We start from the raw sequence: 17,944 nt of genomic DNA on the forward strand, positions 1-17,944 counted from the left end.
CAGGGCGCGTCCCGTCCGTCCCCCGGACAGGCGGTGCGCCCCGGGCGACGGGGGCGTGCCGGTCAGTCCCGGCTGCCCTGGTCACCCACCAGCGTGCCGATCTTCTCACCCTTGACGGCGCGGGCGATATTGCCCTCCGCGAGGAGCTCGAAGACGAGGATCGGGAGCTTGTTGTCACGGCACAGCGTGATGGCGGTGGCGTCGGCGACCTTGAGGTCACGGGTGATGACCTCGCCGTAGCCGAGCGCGTCGAACTTGACGGCGTCGGGGTTGGTCTTGGGGTCGGAGTCGTAGACCCCGTCCACGCCGTTCTTGCCCATGAGCAGCGCCTCGGCGTCGATCTCCAGGGCGCGCTGGGCCGCGGTGGTGTCGGTGGAGAAGTAGGGCATGCCCATGCCGGCGCCGAAGATGACCACGCGCCCCTTCTCCAGGTGGCGCACGGCGCGCAGCGGGATGTACGGCTCGGCGACCTGGCCCATGGTGATGGCCGTCTGCACGCGGGACTGGATGCCCTCCTTCTCCAGGAAGTCCTGGAGGGCGAGGCAGTTCATCACGGTGCCGAGCATGCCCATGTAGTCGGAGCGGGCGCGGTCCATGCCGCGCTGCTGGAGTTCGGCGCCGCGGAAGAAGTTGCCGCCGCCGATGACGACCGCGATCTGGGCCCCGTCGCGCACGACGGCCGCGATCTCACGGGCGATCTTGTGCACCACGTCCGGGTCGACGCCCAGGCCCCCGCCGCCGGAGAAGGCCTCTCCGGACAGCTTCAGCAGAAACCGGCCGCGTACTTTGCCGTCGTCGCTCTTCTGGGCCTTGGTGGTCATGGGGGATCCCGCCTCTTTCACGTGTTGCACATACGAAGAAGGCCATTGCCGGTGGGGTCGCTTTTCGCTCCCATGCGCGGCAATGGCCTCCTCGTCAGATCTGCTGCCGTCCGCCCCACGCCGGGGTGTGGCGGTGTGGACGGACGACTGCGGTCGACCCTATCGGGATTTCCTCGGGGATTTCTCCGTGGGTCGCGCGTCGATCGCGGTACGGACTCAGATGCCGACCTTGATGCGCGAGAAGCGCTTCAGGGTGACACCGGCCTCGTCCAGAACCTTCTGGACCGACTTCTTGTTGTCCAGCGCGTACGGCTGGCCGAGCAGCGTGGCGTCCTTGAAGAAGCCGTTCAGACGACCCTCGACGATCTTGGCGATCGCGGCCTCGGGCTTGCCCTCGGCGCGGGTCGTCTCCTCGGCGATGCGACGCTCGGACTCGACGACGTCCGCCGGCACGTCGTCCTTGGACAGGTACTTCGGCGCGAAGGCGGCGATGTGCTGCGCGACGCCCTTGGCGACCTCGGCGTTCGGCTTGTCCAGCTCGACCAGGACACCGATCTGCGGGGGCAGGTCGGGCATGGTGCGGTGCATGTAAGCGGTGACGTAGCCGCCGGTGAACTGCGCGAAGCGGTCCAGGACGATCTTCTCGCCGAGGTTGGCGTTGGCCTCGTCCACGTACGCCTGGACGGTCTTGCCGGGCTCGATCTCGGAGGCCAGCAGGGCCGCGAGGTCGGCCGGGTTCGTCTTGGCGGCGTGCTCGGCGATGGCGTTGGCCACGGACTGGAACTTCTCGCCCTTGGCGACGAAGTCCGTCTCGCACTTCAGCTCGACCAGGACACCGGTGGAGTTGTCGTCGGCGATGATGGAGACCACGGCGCCGTTCTCGGCGGAGCGGCCCTCGCGCTTGGCGACGCCCTTCTGGCCCTTGATACGGAGCGCCTCGACGGCCTTCTCGACGTTGCCCTCGGCCTCGTCCAGCGCCTTCTTGCAGTCCATCATGCCGGCGCCGGTCAGCTCACGGAGCGTCTTGACGTCGGCGGCGGTGTAGTTCGCCATGAGTCTGTGAGTCTTTCTCGAAGTCTGGAAGATCTTCAGATCCGCACGGTGTGCGTTCCCCATACGAGCGTGGAACCCGTACGCCGTGCCGACCTGCGGGTGAACAGCGGGGGCGGACTTCACCGCGCCAGGGGCGCTGGTGGTTGCCGTACCGCCCCCGCCGTCGAACGCTGACGGACCTGCGTCAGGCCTGCTCGGCCTCGGCGGCCGGGGCGGCCTCGGGGGCCTGCTCGGCCTCGGCGGCCGGAGCAGCCTCGGCCGGGGCAGCCTCGGCCGGAGCGGCCTCGGCCTCGGCGGCCGGAGCCTCGTCCTTCTTCTCACCCTCGAGCAGGTCGCGCTCCCACTCGGCGAGCGGCTCGCCCGCGGCCTTCTCGCCCTTGTCGCCGGTGGCGACGCCGGAACGGGCGATGAGGCCCTCGGCGACGGCGTCGGCGATCACGCGGGTGAGCAGGGTGACGGAGCGGATCGCGTCGTCGTTGCCCGGGATCTTGTAGTCGACCTCGTCGGGGTCGCAGTTGGTGTCGAGGATCGCGACGACCGGGATGTTCAGCTTCCGGGCCTCACCAACGGCGATGTGCTCCTTCTTGGTGTCCACGATCCAGACGGCGCTGGGCACCTTCTGCATCTCGCGGATACCGCCGAGGGTCTTCTCCAGCTTGGCCTTCTCGCGGGAGAGGACCAGCAGCTCCTTCTTGGTCAGACCGGAGGCCGCGACGTCCTCGAAGTCGATCTGCTCCAGCTCCTTGAGGCGCTGGAGACGCTTGTAGACGGTCGAGAAGTTGGTGAGCATGCCGCCCAGCCAGCGCTGGTTGACGTAGGGCATGCCGACGCGGGTGGCCTGCTCGGCGATGGCCTCCTGCGCCTGCTTCTTCGTGCCGACGAACATGACCGTGCCGCCGTGGGCGACGGTCTCCTTGACGAACTCGTAGGCGCGGTCGATGTACGACAGCGACTGGAGCAGGTCGATGATGTAGATGCCGTTGCGCTCGGTGAAGATGAAGCGCTTCATCTTCGGGTTCCAGCGACGGGTCTGGTGACCGAAGTGGACGCCGCTCTCCAGCAGCTCCCGCATCGTGACGACGGCCATGGCCGTATCTCCTTGATTCTCGGTTGTGCCGCGTCCGCCGGACGGCGGACGCGCCTGACGCCCGAGGTGCGCCGTGCCGCGAAGGACCGAGGGGCGCTTGGTACGAACCGTTGCCGGCTGTCGTACCCGGGCGTGCGAAGTCGACCCGGTGACCCGGATCGCCAGAAGAAGTGTACGGGACCGACGGGGCGGCGGGTGACGGCGCTGTCCACAACCGGCGGGTGGTCCACAGGGTCCAGCCATGATCGGCGGGGGTGCGGCACGGTGTCGGGCATGCGATACGTGATGGTGCGGGCGGCTTCGCTGCTGGTCTCGGCGGGTGCGGCGCTGACCCCTCTGGCCTGGGCGGACGCCCCGCCCCCGGCCCCTTCGCCGGCCCCCTCGGCACCGGTTCCCGCCGTGGCCCGCCTCTGGCCGGTGGGTGTCCGTCCGCCGGTTGCGCGCGGCTGGGAGCCACCGGCTTCCGTGTACGGTCCCGGCCATCGCGGCGTGGACCTGGCCGCTCCGGCCGGGGCCCCGGTGCGGGCGGTGGCGGCCGGACGGGTGACGTTCGCCGGACGGGTGGCGGGGCGTGGAGTGGTGTCGGTGGGGCTGGCGGGGACGGATCTGCGCACCACGTACGAGCCGGTGCGTCCGTCGGTGCGGACGGGGGACGCGGTGGCGGCGGGCGCGGTGGTGGGGACGGTCGAGGCGGCGGGGTCGCACTGTTCCGCCGTCTGCGTGCACTGGGGGCTGCTGCGCGGCGGGACCTACCTGAACCCGCTGGCGCTGCTGCCACCGTGGCTGCTGGCCCGCGGACCGTCGAGACTGCTGCCGGTCACGCCTTGACCGGGGCGGTCAGCCCGGCCGGGCGGCGGCCCGGTTGGCATTCGGTCGTTTCCAGCCAGTTCCAGCCGTTCCCGGTCGTCCGAGGCGGGCCCCGTGTCTCCTCGGAGCGGGCTCCGTGTCTCCTCGATGCGGGCTCCGTCGGGCCCCGTGTCCCTCGGGCCGCCCGCCGGTCTCAGCCCCGCACGCCCCGCAGCGCCATGCCCACCGCGGCGTCCGTCACGATCGCCGGATCCTCGGCCGCGCCCAGCTCGATCCGCCGTACGGCCGCGTCCACGACCCCCTGCAACAGCATCGCCGCCAGCCGCGGCTGCTCGTGCCCCAGCTCCCCCAGCGCCTCGACGATCATCGCGACCAGCCCGCCGTGGGCCGCCCGGATCTTCTCCCGGGCCCCGGCGTCCAGCTCACTGGCGGAGATGGCCACGACCGCCCGGTGCCGCCGGTCGCCGACCAGCGCCAGCTGCCGCCGCACATACGCCTCGACCTTGCCCTCGGCCGAGTCGGCGCGCTCCATCGCCGCCTCGACCTCCGCCGCCCACACCGGGAAGTCGACCTCGCACAGCTCCTCGACCACCGCGGCCCGCGACCGGAAGTACTCGTACACGGACGAGCGCGCCAGCCCCGTCCGCTCGGCCAGCGCGGGGAAGGTCAGCGCTTCCGTGCCGCCCTCGGAGAGCAGTGACCGAGCCGCGTCCAGCAGGGCGGCTCGCTGCATCGAACGGTGTTCGGCCACGGAGGCCGCTCGAATCCTTGGCACGTCGACCACTTTACGGACACACCCTCCCGGGAGGGAGGAGTCAGCGGCCGAAGCTCGCCAGCTTCGCCCGGAGCTGGAGCACCGACTTGGTGTGGATCTGGCTGACCCGGCTCTCGGTGACACCGAGCACGTTGCCGATCTCGGCGAGGGTGAGGCCCTCGTAGTAGTACAGGGTGACCACGGTCTTCTCCCGCTCGGGCAGCGTGTTGATCGCCCGGGCCAGGAACCGGCGCAGCTCCCGGTCCTCGGCCACCTCCACCGGGTTGTCGGCGGCGGTGTCCTCCAGCGTGTCCATCAGGCTGAGCCGGTCCCCGCCCTCGCCGCCGACGTGCAGCAGCTCCTCCAGGGCGACCACGTTGGCCAGCGACAACTGGCTGAACACCGCGTGCAGTTCGTCGACCTCCATGCCCAGCTCGGCGGCCACCTCCCCTTCCGTCGGGGTGCGCCGCAGCCGCGCCTCCAGGGTGGCGTAGGCACGCTCGACGTTGCGCGCCTTCTGCCGGACCGAGCGGGGGATCCAGTCCAGCGCCCGCAGCTCGTCGATCATCGCGCCGCGGATCCGGGTGATCGCGTAGGTCTCGAACTTGATCTCCCGGTCGATGTCGAACTTCTCGATCGCGTCGATCAGCCCGAACACCCCCGAGGAGACGAAGTCGGCCTGCTCCACGTTGGGCGGCAGCCCGACGCTGACCCGGCCCGCCACGTATTTGACCAGCGGCGAGTAGTGCAGGATCAGCTGCTCCCGCAGCCGGTCGTCCCCCGTCGCCTTGTACGACCGCCACAGCTCGTCGAGCGTCGAGGGGGCGGACGGTCGCACGCTGCCACCGTCGCGGGCGGCTGGGGGGATCGCCGCCCGGTCGGACCCGGAGGTGTGCTGGGGCATTCGTCGCCTTGTGCCGTTCTGCCGTGAAGTGCGGTGAAGTGCTGTGGAGCGGACGGGAGTGGGGGTCGTACGGGGAAGGGGGCTGACTGGGTGAGGCGTCGGTCTGGTGTCGGGGTGACGCGTTCTGCGCCGTCATCGTCGTGAGCGTAGCGTGACTGAAGAGTCGCGGTGTGCGAACAATGCGGCTCCACCCTCGCGCGGGGGGCTCGCGCCGGGGGCGTGACCGCGTACGGCGGCTCGCTCTGCGTGACCGGCCGCCGGTGCCAACTCCGGGAAAGGCAGGGGGCGTCGGGGTTCCCCCGGACGGCCGAACACGGTCGGTCAGCACGGGCGCCGGCCGGCTTGCACCGAGGTCATCGCCTGGCGTGTCAACTTCCAGCCGTCGCCGTGTCGTTCGACGTAGCCAAGTGCTCGGAGTTCGTACAGCCTCGCGATCGCGTCGTCCCGGGTGGTGCGCGCGTCGAGCGCGATCTCCTCGGCGGGGGCCGCCCGATCGCCGGGCAGGGCGGCGAGCACCCCGCGGGCCCGCGGTTCGAGCAGGTCGCGCGGGAGGACCGGGCCCCGTCGGGCCGGGGCCAGCTCACCCATGTCGCCGACGAGTTCCACGACCTCGGTGACATCGGTGACCAGGGTGGCCTCGCCGCGCAGCAGGTCGTGCACGCCCGCGGAGAGGGCGCTGGTGACCGGGCCGGGAACGCCCATGGTGAACCGGCCGAGGCGCTGGGCGGCACGCGCGGTGGCCAGGGAACCGCTGCGGCGGGCGGCCTCCACGACGACGGTGCCCCTGGTCAGGGCGGCGATCACACGGTTGCGGAGGATGAACCGGCTGGGGGTGGGGTGGTCGCCGGGCGGCAGTTCGCCCACCACCAGTCCCTGGTCGGCGATCCGGCCGAGCAGGGCGGCATGGCCGCGCGGGTAAGGCTGGTCCACGCCGCAGGCCAGGACGGCGACGGTGGCGCCGCGGGCGGCGAGGGCACCGCGGTGGGCGGCGCCGTCGATGCCGTACGCCCCGCCCGACACCACGACCCAGCCCCGCTCGGCGAGGCCGGAGGCGAGGGTGGCCGCCGCGTGGGTGCCGTACTCGGTGCAGGCGCGGGCGCCCACCACGGCGACGGACCGCAGCGCCCACATCCGCAGGCTCGGCCGGCCGCGCACCCACAGTCCGAGGGGCCGTGCGTCGCCGAGGTCGTCGAGCTGGCGGGGCCACTCGCCGTCCCCCGGGCGGACGAACCGCGCCCCCGCGGCCCGGGCCACCGCGAGGTCCCGCTCCGGCTCCGCCCGCCCGGCCCGTGCGACGAGCCCCGCCCACCGGGTGGCGGTCACTCCCGGCAGCGCCGCGTGCCCGTGGCGCAGCCGCCGCACCACCTCCGCCGGCCCGAACTCCCGCACCCACCGTCCCCCGGCCTCGTCCCCCGGCTCGATCACCCGCCCGAGGAAGACCCGGCCGAGCAGGTCGTCGTCCGCGTCCCACGCACAGGTCATGCCGGCGCCCCGATGGCCATCGGCACTCCCCGGGGGACACCGGTGCGCAGGTGCAGGGCCAGGGCGACGTCGGCGGCGTCCGGGCGGTCGTGTCCGCGGAGGTCGGCGACCGTCCAGGCGACGCGCAGGACCCGGTCGATCCCGCGGGCGGTGAGCACGCCCCGCTCCAGGCCGCGTTCGGCCTCGTCCATGGCGCCGGGGGCGGCCTGGTAGCGGCTCCGCAGCTCGCGGCCGGGGATGTCGCTGTTGGTGCGCCACGGGGTGGCGGTGAGGCGGTCCGCCGCCCGCTGCCGGGCCTGGCGCACCCGGTCGGCCACGGTCGCCGTGGACTCCCCGCGGGCGCCGGGCGCGGTGAGCTGGGCGCGGGTGACGGGATCGACCTCCACGCGCAGGTCCACCCGGTCCAGCAGCGGGCCGGACAGCCGGGACTGGTAGCGGCGGATCACCGACGGCGGGCATTCGCACAGGGAGTCACGGAGCGAGAAGCGCCCGCAGGGGCAGGGGTTGGCGGCCAGGACCATCAGGAACCGCGCCGGGTACCGGACCACGCCGGCACTGCGCGCGATCACCACGTGCCCCGACTCCAGCGGCTGCCGCAGGGCGTCCAGGGTCTGGCTGCGGAACTCGGGCGCCTCGTCCAGGAACAGCACTCCGCGGTGGGCGAGGGACACCGCGCCGGGCCGGGCGACGCCCGGGCCGCCGCCGACGAGGGACTGCATCGTGGCGGAGTGGTGCGGCGCGCAGTAGGGGGCGACGTCGACGAGCGGCTTGCCCGCGGGCAGCAGCCCGGCGACCGAGTGCACCGCCGTGACCTCCAGCGACTCCTCCCGGGTGAGCCGGGGAAGGACGGCCGGGAGGCGTTCGGCGAGCATGGTCTTGCCCGCCCCGGGCGGCCCTTCCAGGAACAGGTGGTGCCCGCCGGCGGCGGCCACCTCCACGGCCGTGCGGGCGGAGACCTGCCCCACCACGTCCGCCAGGTCGTGATCGTGGTCGTGCTGTGCGGCGCCGGCCGCGTGGACGCCGGTGGCGGCGCCGGTGCCCGGCACCCGCAGCCCGGCCAGCAGGGGGTCGGGCCGGCCCGGTTCGTCGGGTGCCTCGTCCGGGACGGGCTCCTCGGCCAGCACCGCGATGAGCTGCCGCAGGCTGCGGATCCCGAGCACGGAGACACCGGGGACGAGGCCGGCCTCGGCGGCGGCGCACTCGGGTACGACGACCTGTTCGTACCCCGCGTCGGCCGCCGCGAGGACGGCCGGCAGGATGCCCCGGACCGGCCGTACGCGGCCGTCCAGGCCCAGCTCTCCGATCATGACGATGTCGGCGAGGACACGGGGGTCGATGCGCTCGGCGGCGCCGAGGACCGCGCAGGCGACGGCCAGGTCGAAACCCGAGCCGGCCTTGGGCACCGAGGCGGGGCTGAGCCCGACGGTGAGCTTCTTCTGCGGCCACTCGCCGCCGGAGTTCACCACCGCCGCCCGCACCCGGTCACGGCTCTCGATCAGGCTCTTGTCCGGCAGGCCGACCAGGGTGAAGGCGGCCACGCCGGGTTCGAGGTCGGCCTGGACCTCGACGACCACGCCCTCGACACCCACCAGGGCCACCGAGCACGTACGGGCGAACCCCATTCAGGCCACCCCCCGCGCGTGCTCGACCGTGGGCGCGCCCCGGCGGGGCAGGAGCACGCCGACGAGGTCGATCCGGACGCCGCCCGGCGGGGCTCCTCCGTGGGCCTGGATCCAGTGCTCGGCGAGCCGGCGGAGCCGGGCGGCCTTCTCGGGGGTCACCGCGGCCATCGGGTGCTCGTACCCGCCGCCCCTGCGGGTCTTGACCTCGCAGACGACGAGCGCGTCACCGTCCCGCGCCACGATGTCGATCTCCCCGGACCGGCCGCTGCGCCAGTTGCGCTCCAGGACCGTCATACCGGCCTCGGCGAGCCGCCGGGCGGCCAGGTCCTCGCCGTACTTGCCGATCGCCTCTCGTGCGTTCATGTCGGCACCACCTCCGGTGCCAACCGTCACGCGTCCGGCCCTCAGCTGTTGATCTCGGGGCACTACTCGGCGGTTGTGGAAAACTCCGTCACCCGGTCGGGTGGGGGCGCGCGGAGCCGCAGGTCATCAGCCGCCCGGCAGCTCCAGATCGCTCTTGTTCAGCTCCTCGATGTTCACGTCCTTGAACGTCAACACGCGGACCTGCTTGACGAAGCGAGCTGGCCGGTACATGTCCCAGACCCAGGCGTCGGCCATGGTCACCTCGAAGAACACCTCGCCCTGCACCGAGTGCACCTGCATCTCGTAGTCGTTGGTGAGGTAGAAACGCCGCTCGGTCTCGATCACGTATTTGAACAGACCGACGACATCTCGGTACTCCCGGTAGAGCTTCAGCTCCATCTCGGTCTCGTACTTCTCGAGGTCCTCGGCGCTCATGGCATGTTCCCCTTCAGCCGTGCGATCCCACCATTGTGCGCCAGGTGCCGGGGCTCTCAGACGATTTCCGTGTCAAGGGTCACGGGCCTGGCCGGGGGACCTTCGACGAGCAGCGTGCGCAGCAGCTCGGCGAGTCTGGTCGGATACACCGTCTCATGAGCCCGGGTCAGTTCCCGACACGTCCACCAGCGCGCTCCGGCGACGCTGCGCCGCTCCAGCTCCGTCAGCCCCGTCGGCGCGGTCGCCGTCTGGCTCGTACGGGCCAGGTAGTACCACTCGTCCTGGTCCCAGCGGCGGCCCGCGAACGGGAACGAGCAGCGCCGCCGCCAGAGCACGGGCCCCAGTTCGACGTCGGTGATGCCGGTCTCCTCCCGGAGTTCGCGCAGCGCGGCCTCCTCGCGTGTCTCGGCACCCTCCAGACCGCCGCCGGGCGTGAACCACCAGTCGTCGGCCGGGTCGTCCGGTTCGTGGCCGTGCAGGAGCAGGATGCGGTCCTCGGGGTCGAGGAGGACCACCCGGGCCACCTTGCGCGGGCCGTCCTCACCCGGGTGCGCCCCTCCGGCCGCCGCGTCCGGCCGGTCGTCCCCGTCCCCGTACGACTCCCCCGCCGGCCGCGTGGTCTCAGCGGACACCGGCGGCCTCCGGGCGGGCCGCGACGGTGCGGGAGCGGGTCAGGCGTCCGGCGATCGGGCCGTAGGCGCCGCCGCCGAGGACCAGGATCGCGCCGGCCACGACCAGCACCTCGATCGTGCGCAGCGGACCGGGCCCGGAGAGCGCGCCGAGCGTCTCGAAGCCGGTGGGGCGCTTGAGCATGCCCTTCCAGGGCCAGACGACGGCGTCCACGCGGGCGGAGACGGCGGACCGGGAGACGGTGCCCTGGGCCGCGTCGGTGAGGTGGGCGGTGGAGTCCAGGGAGCCCTGCCGTTCGTCGCCGAGGAGGAAGAGCCGGCCCCGGGGCACGGTCACGGTGGTGAAGCCCTTGATCTCGGCCAGGCTCCCGGCGGGCAGGTACGGCTCGTCGATCTGCTTGCCGTTCACGGTCAGCTTGCCGTCGGTGCAGCAGGAGACGGTGTCACCGCCCACGGCGACCACGCGCTTGACCACCTTGGCGTCGTCCACCCAGCTCTTGTCCTCGAAGACGACCACGTCACCGCGGCGTACCTCGTCGCCGTCGACCCGCTGGGCCAGCACCCGGTCGCCGACGGCGATGGTCGGGGACATGGAACCGGTGGGCACGGTGTACGGCCGGTAGGCCAGCGCTCCCCATGCGAAACCGCCCAGGAACAGCACCAGTCCCAGCGCCACGGCCACTCCGGACAGCCGCTGTCCGAGCCGGCCGCCGCCGGCCGGTGCCGTGCCGGTGCCGCCGCCCTGCGGGGCCGTACGCGTCATGCTCTCGCCACCCATGGACCCGCACCCTACCCGGCGGTACCGAGCGGGGGCAGCCCCCTCTTCGACGGCCGAATCCCCCGGGGCCGGGCGGCCCGGGCCGCCGGGCGCGGTGGCCCGGGCGGCGGGGTCAGCGCTGTCCGGCGGAGGTCGTCCGGGCCGGCTCCGGGCGGTCGGCGCACCGGCGCCGCCACAGCGCCACCGGCAGCACCGCGGCGACGGCCACGCCCTGCGGGGCCACCGTCAGGGACGCGGCGGCGGAGGACTGCTGGTCGAGGCCCGGCTGGTCGAAGGTGTCCGGGACGGGCAGGGTGCCCCAGCGGTTGATCGGCCAGGCCTTGACGATGGCACGGCCGACGACCTTGTCGACGGGGACCATGCCGTGGTTCCGGTCGGACTGGTTGTAGCGGGAGTCGCGGGAGTTCTGGCGGTGGTCGCCCATCACCCAGATGAAGCCCTTGGGGACCTTCACCGTGAACTGGCCGCCCTGGTCGTCCACGCTGCACGGGGTGTTGCCCGGGTAGACGTACGGCTCGTTCAGCGCCTTGCCGTTGACCTTCAGCGGGCCGCTGTTCTTGCACTCGACCGTGTCGCCGCCGACGCCGATAACCCGCTTGATGAGGTCCTTCTCCTCCGCCGAGGGCATCAGACCGATCCAGCTGAGGACCTTCTGCACCGGGTTCGGGGTCGGCGTGGGCTCGCCCGCCAGCCAGTCGTCCGGGTCGTGGAAGACCACGACCTCACCGCGCTCGGGCTTGGACCCGAACCACGGGGTGAGCTTGTCGACCAGGACGCGGTCACCTTGCTGGAGGGTGTTCTGCATCGAGTCGGACGGGATCGAGAACGCCTGCACCAGGAACGTCTTGATCAGCAGCGCCAGGACCAGCGCGATGCCGATCAGGATCGGCAGTTCCTTCCAGAACGAGCGCGGCCGCTGCGGCCGGTGCGTCCCCTCGTCCGCGAACGCGGCGTCCGTGCGGGGCCGCCGCTCGCCCGCCGGCGGGCCCTCGTCGCCCGCCGGGTCATTCCCCGAGGTCATGGCGCCGTCCGAACCGGGACCGTTCGGTTCCACGGGGTGCCCGCGGTGCTCCTCGCCGTCGTGTCCCGACCGTGCGCCAACCGCCACATCCCCCACGCCAACTCCTCACTCCGTGCCGCCGCCCGCGCCGTACACGGCGCAGGCCCACCACTCCCATAACGAGCGGGAGTTCCGCAGGGGTCGGGAGCTGTGTCATTCCGTTCGCATTCTCGGGGGCAACCCTATGCGACGGCGCGTGCGCGGCAGTCGTCCCCGACGCCGAGTCGGTGACGCTTGCGAAGGTTTTAGGTTCCGTCAGGCGGGTCCAGTGGCCGAGCGGCCAGCCGATCACCATGGCCCGGCCGACCACCGACTCCACCGAGACCGTGCCGCCGTAGGGGGTGTCCTGGTGGAAGCGGGAGTCCGCGGAGTTGCCCCGGTGGTCGCCCATCACCCACAGCCGGCCCCGGGGGACGGTGATGTCGAAGGGCGTGGTGGAGGGCTCGTCCCCCGGATAGATGTAGTCGCCCTCGGTGAGCGGGACGCCGTTGACGGTGACCCGGCCCTGCGCGTCACAGCACCTCACACGGTCGCCGCCGACCCCGATGACCCGCTTGATCAGGTCTTTCTCGTTGTCGGACGGCAGCAGGCCGATGAAGCTGAGCCCTTCCTTGAACTGCTTGACGACGACGGGGTCGTCCTTCTTGGCGGTCTGCTCGTCCTGGAGCCAGCCGCCCGGGTCGTGGAAGACGACGACGTCACCGCGGTGCGGCTCGGAGCCGAACCAGGGGGTGAACTTGTCGACCAGGACCCGGTCGCCGATCCGGATCGTCTGCTCCATGGACCCGGACGGGATCACGAACGCCTGGACGAGGAACGTCTTCAGGACGAGTGCGATGAGGACGGCGACGCCGATCAGGAGGGGGACCTCCCGGGCGGCCGAGCGCCTGCGTTTGCGCTTGACCTTGCGCTGGAGTTCGCGGCGCTCCGCGCGCGTGCGGCCGCCGCCGGGCGCGGAGGCGCGGCGCGCCCCGGTGGGCAGCAGGTTGTCGGAGGGGCCGCTGGGCACCCCGCGCGGCTTGCCGCGGTTACCCATGGGCGGCCTCCGCCGGGGCGTCGGGCACGCGCGCGTAGGCGGACGGCCGGGTCAGGTGCGTCCAGTGGCGGTACGGCCACACGATCCAGTCCGCCCGGCCGACGACGTCGCCGACCGGGATCATGCCGCCGCCCGGCGAGCCGAGGTGGTCGCGGGAGTCGCTGGAGTCGCCGCGGTGGTCGCCGAGCACGAACAGGCGGCCCGGGGGGACGACGACGTCGAAGGGCACGCTGGAGGCGCTGTCCCCGGGATGGAGGAACGCCGTCTCGTCGACCGGCCGGTCGTTCACCTCGATCCTCCCCTTCGCGTCGCAGCACACCACGTGGTCCCGCCCCACTCCGACCACACGTTTGACGTAGTCGGCGTCCCCGAAATACCCGGTGCCGTCGAAGACAATCACGTCGCCGCGGCGCGGCTGGGCACCGAAACGGTACGCCAGCTTGTTGACGAGCACCCGGTCCCCGATCCGCAGGGCGGGCTCCATGGATCCGCTCGGGATCTGGAACGGCTGTATGACGAAGACGTTGAGGACGAGCAGGAACGCGAGGCAGGTGAAGAAGGTGAGGGTGATCCGGCCGCCCGGCAGCCAGTCGGCGGCCCGTGCCACCAACGCGAAACGCGACCGGCCCTCCGGCCCCGGGCTACCGGGGTGGGAGGAGCGGTCGCGTTCCGTCGGCTGTGCTTCGGTGTCCATCGGAGCAGGATGCTATCCCGCTCCGCCGTGACCCCGGGAAAGCGCTCAGTTGTCGCGCTTCTCCTTGATCTTCGCGGCCTTGCCGCGCAGGTCACGGAGGTAGTACAGCTTGGCGCGACGCACGTCACCGCGGGTGACCAGCTCGATCTTCTCGACGATCGGGGTGTGCACCGGGAAGGTGCGCTCGACGCCGACGGAGAACGAGACCTTGCGGACCGTGAAGGTCTCGCGGACACCGGAGCCCTGGCGGCGGATCACAACGCCCTTGAACTGCTGCACACGGGAGCGGTTGCCCTCGATGACGCGGACGTGGACGTTGACGGTGTCACCCGGGCGGAAGGCCGGGACGTCGCTGCGCAGCGACGCGGCGTCGACGGTGTCGAGCAGGTGAGACATTTCGTCTGCTTTCTTCGCTGATGCCACAGGTCATCAACGGGAACTAGGGGTTTTCGAAGGGTCTGCCGTGCGGGTCGGGACGGGCGTCGTCTCCCCCTGTGGCAGGGGCGCACGCCGGACGGGCGCACAACAGCGGTCTATTGTTCCATGCCCTCGGCCCGCCGCCAAAATCGGCCGTAGGGGTGACCGTCGGGGTCCGGCTCCCAGCCCAGGATGGAGAGCATCTCGCGGTCCTTCTTGTCGAAGGACTTCGGGTCGCAGCGCTCGATCAGGTCGGGCCGGCTGGCGGTGGTGCGCCGCAGGGCCTCGTCGCGCCGCCAGCGGGCGATCTTGCCGTGGTGGCCGCTGAGCAGCACGTCCGGGATGTCCCGGCCGCGCCAGACGGGCGGCTTGGTGTAGACGGGGCCTTCGAGGAGGCCGGCCATCGCGCCGGGGGCGAAGGAGTCGTCGCGGTGGGACTCCGCGTTGCCGAGGACGCCGGGCAGCAGCCGGGCGACGGCCTCGGTGACGACGAGGACGGCCGCCTCGCCGCCGGCCAGCACGTAGTCGCCGATGGAGACCTCGTAGACCGGCACGCGGGTGGCGTACTCGTCCATGACGCGCCGGTCGATGCCCTCGTAGCGGGCCGGCGTGAAGATCAGCCAGGGGCGCTCGGAGAGTTCGACGGCGAGTTCCTGGGTGAAGGGACGGCCGCTGGGGGTGGGCACGATCAGCGCCGGGGCCCGCGCGCCGGTCTCGTAGCCGTCGGCGAGGACGGTGTCGAGGGCGTCGCCCCAGGGGTCGGTCTTCATGACCATGCCGGGGCCGCCGCCGTACGGCGTGTCGTCGACCGTGTTGTGCCGGTCGTAGGTCCAGTCGCGCAGGTCGTGCACATGGACGTCCAGCTGTCCGCGCGCGCGTGCCTTGCCGACGAGGGAGACGTTCAGGGGTTCCAGGTACTCGGGGAAGATCGTGACGACGTCGAGGCGCATCAGGACTCTTCTCCGGAGGCTTCCCGGGAGGAGGCGATCTCCGCGCGGTCGTCGATCAGGCCCGGCGGCGGCGCGATGACCGCCTTCTGCTCCTCCAGGTCGATGTCGGTGACGATCTCCTCCACGAAGGGGATCATCACCTCGCTGCCGTCCGGGCGCTCCACGATGAACAGGTCCTGGGTGGGCAGGTGCGAGATCTCGGTGATCCGGCCGACCTCGGTGCCGTCCTCGGTGACCACGTCGAGGTCGATGAGCTGGTGGTCGTAGTACTCGTCCTCGCCCTCGGGCAGTTCCTCCGGGTCCACCTCGGCGATCAGCAGGGTGTTGCGCAGAGCCTCGGCGGCGTTGCGGTCGGTGACGCCCGCGAAGCGCAACAGGAGGCGGCCGCTGTGGACCCGTCCCGTCTCGATGGTCAGCGGTCCCGCGGAGGCGGGGTCCGTGGCGAGTACGGCGCCGGGGGCGAGCCTGAGCTCCGGCTCGTCGGTTCGTACCTCGACGGTGACCTCGCCCTTGATGCCATGGGCACGGCCGACCCGTGCGACTACCAGCTGCACCTGTCCAAATCTCCTGTCATACGACTGCGGGCCGGGGACGGCCCAGTGGCCCTCCCCGGCCCGAGCCGGTTGCGATGAAGCGTCAGCGAACGTGGTCCACGTCGACCAGGTCGACGCGGACACCGCGACCGCCGATGGCACCCACGACGGTGCGCAGGGCGCGCGCGGTACGGCCGTTGCGGCCGATCACCTTGCCGAGGTCGTCGGGGTGGACCCGGACCTCCAGCACGCGTCCGCGGCGCAGGTCGCGCGAGGCGACCTGCACATCGTCAGGGTTGTCGACGATGCCCTTCACGAGGTGCTCAAGCGCCTCTTCGAGCATGCTGCTCAGGCCTCGGTCGAAGCGGACTCGGCAGCAGCCTCGTCCTTCTTCTCAGCCTTCTTCTTCTGGGTGATCGCCTCACCCTTGCCCTCGTCGTCACCGCCGAGGGCCTCGAACGACGGACGCGCGGCCTTCGGCTCCGCGACGAGCAGCGGCGCGGGGGCCGGCTCGCCCTTGAACTTCTGCCAGTCGCCGGTCTTCTTCAGGATGGCGAGGACGGGCTCGGTCGGCTGCGCGCCGACACCCAGCCAGTACGCCACGCGGTCGGCGTCCACCTCAATGACCGACGGGTTGTAGGTCGGGTGGTACTTGCCGATCTCCTCGATGGCCCGGCCGTCACGGCGGGTACGGGAGTCGGCGACGACGATGCGGTAGTGAGGCGAACGGATCTTGCCCAGACGCTTCAGCTTGATCTTGACTGCCACGGGAGTGGGTTCTCCTGGTTTTGACGTGGTTGGGCACGGCGGGACGCCGCGTGGGGTTGCGGTACCCGAGTGCCCGACGGACGCGTCAGCCGGAGGAGAGAGGGGTCCTGTGCGGCTGTCGAGTACAGCTAGCCATTCTGCCACACACCGCGGACCGCATCGGGCCCCGGGGGTTCCGGCCGGGGCCGGGCACACCGCGGCGGCACCCGGCGTGGAGGTGAGGACACGTCGGGTGCGCCGCCCGGTGCTGTCCGGCCGTCGGCCGGGACGCCGCCTCCGGCATCCACGAGATGCCGGTGTTCCCGCGGCCCGCGGCTACGCCGCGCCCACGACCTCCGGGATCCGGAACGGCTTGCCGCAGCCGCCGCAGACGATGGGCGCCTGGGCCAGGACCGAGGGGACCACCCGGACGTTGCGGCCGCAGTCGCACACCGCCTTGACCCGGACGCCGCCGCCGGAGGAACCGTGCCGGGCGGCCGGACCGCGGAAGGTGCGGGAGGTGTCGGCCGAGGTGGCCGCCGTGTGGGCCTTCAGCGCCCGCTGGAGCCGCTCGATGGTCGGGCGGTAGCGACGCTTCGCCTCGACGTTGAGGGTGACCAGCGAGAATCCGCTGCTCGGATGGGGTTCCTCGGGGTGGTCCAGGCCCAGTTCCTCGGCGATCGCGAGGAAACGGCGGTTGTGGTAGCGGCCGGCCCGGGAGGTGTCACGGACGCCGCGGGCGGCGGCGATGCCGTGGACTGCCTCGTGGAGCAGGCGCTCGAAGGAGAGTTCGTGCCCGCACGCGGACGACGACTCCCCGATCAGGGACTCTGGTGCGGCAAGGTCGGGCAGCTCGGGGTGGTGCCGCTGAATGTCGGCCCACGCCTGCGCCAGCTCTGCGGCCAGAACAGGTGGTGTCTGTGTCGTGCTCACGTAATGACAACGAGCGGGGGTGCCGCTGTGTTCCTATTCCAGGGCATCCCAAATAATTTGCACGTACCCGTCAGTTGCCGCTGATGCGCCCTGACGAGGGCGGGTGCGCAGATCTGCGGAGAAGCGGCGCAGCTCCTACCAAGCTGGTGCGTAGTCCGCGCTACGTCCGGCTCCTGAGGCTCGGCGCGACGCCGGCGGGCCGCTGCGCAAGGGGAGTTTCGGCCGCTCTCGGTCGGCGCTCCGCCCCGGTCGGCATCCCTGGTCCGCGTGACGCTACCGCGTTCCGTCCGGGCTCCCGCCACCGCTCCGCCTTCCGTGCCCCGTACGGGCACCAGAACTGCCCGGAAGTGAAATCCCGCCACTCCCCGCTCCGGCCCCAAGCCGGGGCCCACGCCCCCTGGACGCCGCCGCGAGCCGGGAGTTAGGTGGCATACGTGGGACGTGCGAGCGCACGGCACGCACGGCACGGGGGCCACGCGATCGGGCACAGCGGCGAACTGTCGGCGGATTGGAGCGCTTCCATGACACCTACGCTCGTGCGGCAGCACGTCTCTCGCGCGGACTCCGCGCCGCGCGTGGACCTGAGCGCACGCGCGCGTGACTGGTCCGAGATCCAGGAGCGGATGCTCGTGCCGCTCTACGACGCCGTGTACGACCGGCTCGACGTGGGCCCCGCCACCCGGCTGCTGGGCCTGCGCTGCGGTTCCGGGCTGGCCCTGCTGATGGCGGCCGGCCGGGGCGCCGCGGTCACCGGCGTCGACCCCGCCTCGCCCGAACGGCTCGCCCTCGCGCGCCGGCGCCTGCTGCCGGACACCCGGCCCGGCGGCGGCCGTGGCGGG

The 17,944-nt window shown here is 72.1% G+C and carries 21 protein-coding genes and 1 pseudogene; 2 read left to right on the top strand and 20 right to left on the bottom strand.

Annotation, left to right across the window (positions count from 1 at the left end; translation table 11 throughout):
* Positions 1-62: 62 nt before the first annotated feature.
* From pyrH to rpsB, 3 genes are all read right to left on the bottom strand, one after another.
* The gene (pyrH, locus tag IF37_RS0127340; RefSeq protein WP_014675284.1) at positions 63-821 is read right to left on the bottom strand and encodes a UMP kinase; all 759 of its coding nucleotides are present in this window, start codon (positions 819-821) and stop codon (positions 63-65) included.
* A 216-nt stretch (positions 822-1,037) separates the two neighbouring features.
* The gene (tsf, locus tag IF37_RS0127345; RefSeq protein ID WP_030747992.1) at positions 1,038-1,874 is read right to left on the bottom strand and encodes a translation elongation factor Ts; all 837 of its coding nucleotides are present in this window, start codon (positions 1,872-1,874) and stop codon (positions 1,038-1,040) included.
* Positions 1,875-2,058: 184 nt separating this feature from the next.
* Entirely contained in the window at positions 2,059-2,961 is a 903-nt protein-coding gene (gene rpsB, locus IF37_RS0127350) for a 30S ribosomal protein S2 (RefSeq protein ID WP_030747995.1), read from the bottom strand.
* A gap of 273 nt (positions 2,962-3,234) precedes the next feature.
* Between rpsB and IF37_RS0127355 the strand changes: the two genes are divergently transcribed.
* Entirely contained in the window at positions 3,235-3,789 is a 555-nt protein-coding gene (locus IF37_RS0127355) for a murein hydrolase activator EnvC (protein ID WP_030747999.1), read from the top strand.
* A 172-nt stretch (positions 3,790-3,961) separates the two neighbouring features.
* Here the strand turns inward: IF37_RS0127355 and IF37_RS0127360 are convergent, their stop codons facing one another.
* The 17 genes from IF37_RS0127360 to IF37_RS0127440 all read right to left on the bottom strand — a co-directional run bounded on the left by IF37_RS0127360 (position 3,962) and on the right by IF37_RS0127440 (position 17,105).
* Positions 3,962-4,519 (bottom strand): TetR/AcrR family transcriptional regulator, encoded by a 558-nt coding sequence (locus IF37_RS0127360; protein WP_030748002.1) that lies wholly within the window; start codon positions 4,517-4,519, stop codon positions 3,962-3,964.
* A 64-nt stretch (positions 4,520-4,583) separates the two neighbouring features.
* Positions 4,584-5,426: an RNA polymerase sigma factor WhiG gene (whiG, locus tag IF37_RS0127365; protein ID WP_030748005.1), complete on the bottom strand. Its 843-nt coding sequence runs from the start codon at positions 5,424-5,426 to the stop codon at positions 4,584-4,586.
* A 321-nt stretch (positions 5,427-5,747) separates the two neighbouring features.
* Positions 5,748-6,908 carry a DNA-processing protein DprA gene (dprA, locus tag IF37_RS0127370; RefSeq protein ID WP_030748007.1) on the bottom strand — a complete coding sequence of 387 codons (1,161 nt, stop codon included), beginning with the start codon at positions 6,906-6,908 and terminating at the stop codon, positions 5,748-5,750.
* On the bottom strand, positions 6,905-8,530 hold the full coding sequence (locus IF37_RS0127375) for a YifB family Mg chelatase-like AAA ATPase (RefSeq protein ID WP_030748010.1): 1,626 nt from the start codon (positions 8,528-8,530) through the stop codon (positions 6,905-6,907). The genes dprA and IF37_RS0127375 overlap by 4 nt, the downstream gene beginning before the upstream one ends.
* Positions 8,531-8,923: a YraN family protein gene (locus tag IF37_RS0127380; protein ID WP_106981861.1), complete on the bottom strand. Its 393-nt coding sequence runs from the start codon at positions 8,921-8,923 to the stop codon at positions 8,531-8,533.
* 96 nt (positions 8,924-9,019) lie between these two features.
* A complete protein-coding gene (locus IF37_RS0127385; RefSeq protein WP_014675276.1) occupies positions 9,020-9,328 on the bottom strand; it encodes a DUF2469 domain-containing protein in 309 nt (102 codons plus the stop codon).
* A gap of 56 nt (positions 9,329-9,384) precedes the next feature.
* Positions 9,385-9,852 carry an NUDIX hydrolase gene (locus tag IF37_RS0127390; protein ID WP_173456999.1) on the bottom strand — a complete coding sequence of 156 codons (468 nt, stop codon included), beginning with the start codon at positions 9,850-9,852 and terminating at the stop codon, positions 9,385-9,387.
* A 97-nt stretch (positions 9,853-9,949) separates the two neighbouring features.
* On the bottom strand, positions 9,950-10,735 hold the full coding sequence (gene lepB / locus IF37_RS0127395; protein WP_030748017.1) for a signal peptidase I: 786 nt from the start codon (positions 10,733-10,735) through the stop codon (positions 9,950-9,952).
* 112 nt (positions 10,736-10,847) lie between these two features.
* Positions 10,848-11,852: a signal peptidase I gene (gene lepB / locus IF37_RS0127400; protein ID WP_106981862.1), complete on the bottom strand. Its 1,005-nt coding sequence runs from the start codon at positions 11,850-11,852 to the stop codon at positions 10,848-10,850.
* Entirely contained in the window at positions 11,740-12,831 is a 1,092-nt protein-coding gene (gene lepB / locus IF37_RS0127405; protein ID WP_030748020.1) for a signal peptidase I, read from the bottom strand. Before lepB (IF37_RS0127405) ends, lepB (IF37_RS0127400) begins: the two co-directional genes overlap by 113 nt.
* Positions 12,824-13,525, bottom strand: coding sequence for a signal peptidase I (gene lepB / locus IF37_RS0127410; protein ID WP_030748021.1), 702 nt, complete (start codon positions 13,523-13,525; stop codon positions 12,824-12,826). Before lepB (IF37_RS0127410) ends, lepB (IF37_RS0127405) begins: the two co-directional genes overlap by 8 nt.
* A 45-nt stretch (positions 13,526-13,570) precedes the next feature.
* A complete protein-coding gene (gene rplS / locus IF37_RS0127415) occupies positions 13,571-13,921 on the bottom strand; it encodes a 50S ribosomal protein L19 (RefSeq protein WP_030748022.1) in 351 nt (116 codons plus the stop codon).
* 137 nt (positions 13,922-14,058) lie between these two features.
* A complete protein-coding gene (gene trmD / locus IF37_RS0127420) occupies positions 14,059-14,892 on the bottom strand; it encodes a tRNA (guanosine(37)-N1)-methyltransferase TrmD (RefSeq protein WP_030748023.1) in 834 nt (277 codons plus the stop codon).
* Complete coding sequence (gene rimM / locus IF37_RS0127425) at positions 14,892-15,446, bottom strand: ribosome maturation factor RimM (protein ID WP_030748024.1); 555 nt, start codon at positions 15,444-15,446, stop codon at positions 14,892-14,894. The genes trmD and rimM overlap by 1 nt, the downstream gene beginning before the upstream one ends.
* 82 nt (positions 15,447-15,528) lie before the next feature.
* Complete coding sequence (locus IF37_RS0127430; protein WP_005479813.1) at positions 15,529-15,768, bottom strand: RNA-binding protein; 240 nt, start codon at positions 15,766-15,768, stop codon at positions 15,529-15,531.
* 5 nt (positions 15,769-15,773) lie between these two features.
* Entirely contained in the window at positions 15,774-16,193 is a 420-nt protein-coding gene (rpsP, locus tag IF37_RS0127435; RefSeq protein WP_030748027.1) for a 30S ribosomal protein S16, read from the bottom strand.
* Between the two features lie 315 nt (positions 16,194-16,508).
* On the bottom strand, positions 16,509-17,105 hold the full coding sequence (locus IF37_RS0127440; RefSeq protein WP_030748029.1) for a hypothetical protein: 597 nt from the start codon (positions 17,103-17,105) through the stop codon (positions 16,509-16,511).
* A 521-nt stretch (positions 17,106-17,626) separates the two neighbouring features.
* Between IF37_RS0127440 and IF37_RS0127445 the strand changes: the two are divergent.
* Positions 17,627-17,944 (top strand): annotated as a pseudogene (locus IF37_RS0127445) (SAM-dependent methyltransferase); the annotation flags it as partial.

The sequence above is a fragment of the Streptomyces sp. NRRL S-31 genome (assembly GCF_000718775.1).
In the GTDB taxonomy this organism is placed as follows: Bacteria; Actinomycetota; Actinomycetes; order Streptomycetales; family Streptomycetaceae; genus Streptomyces.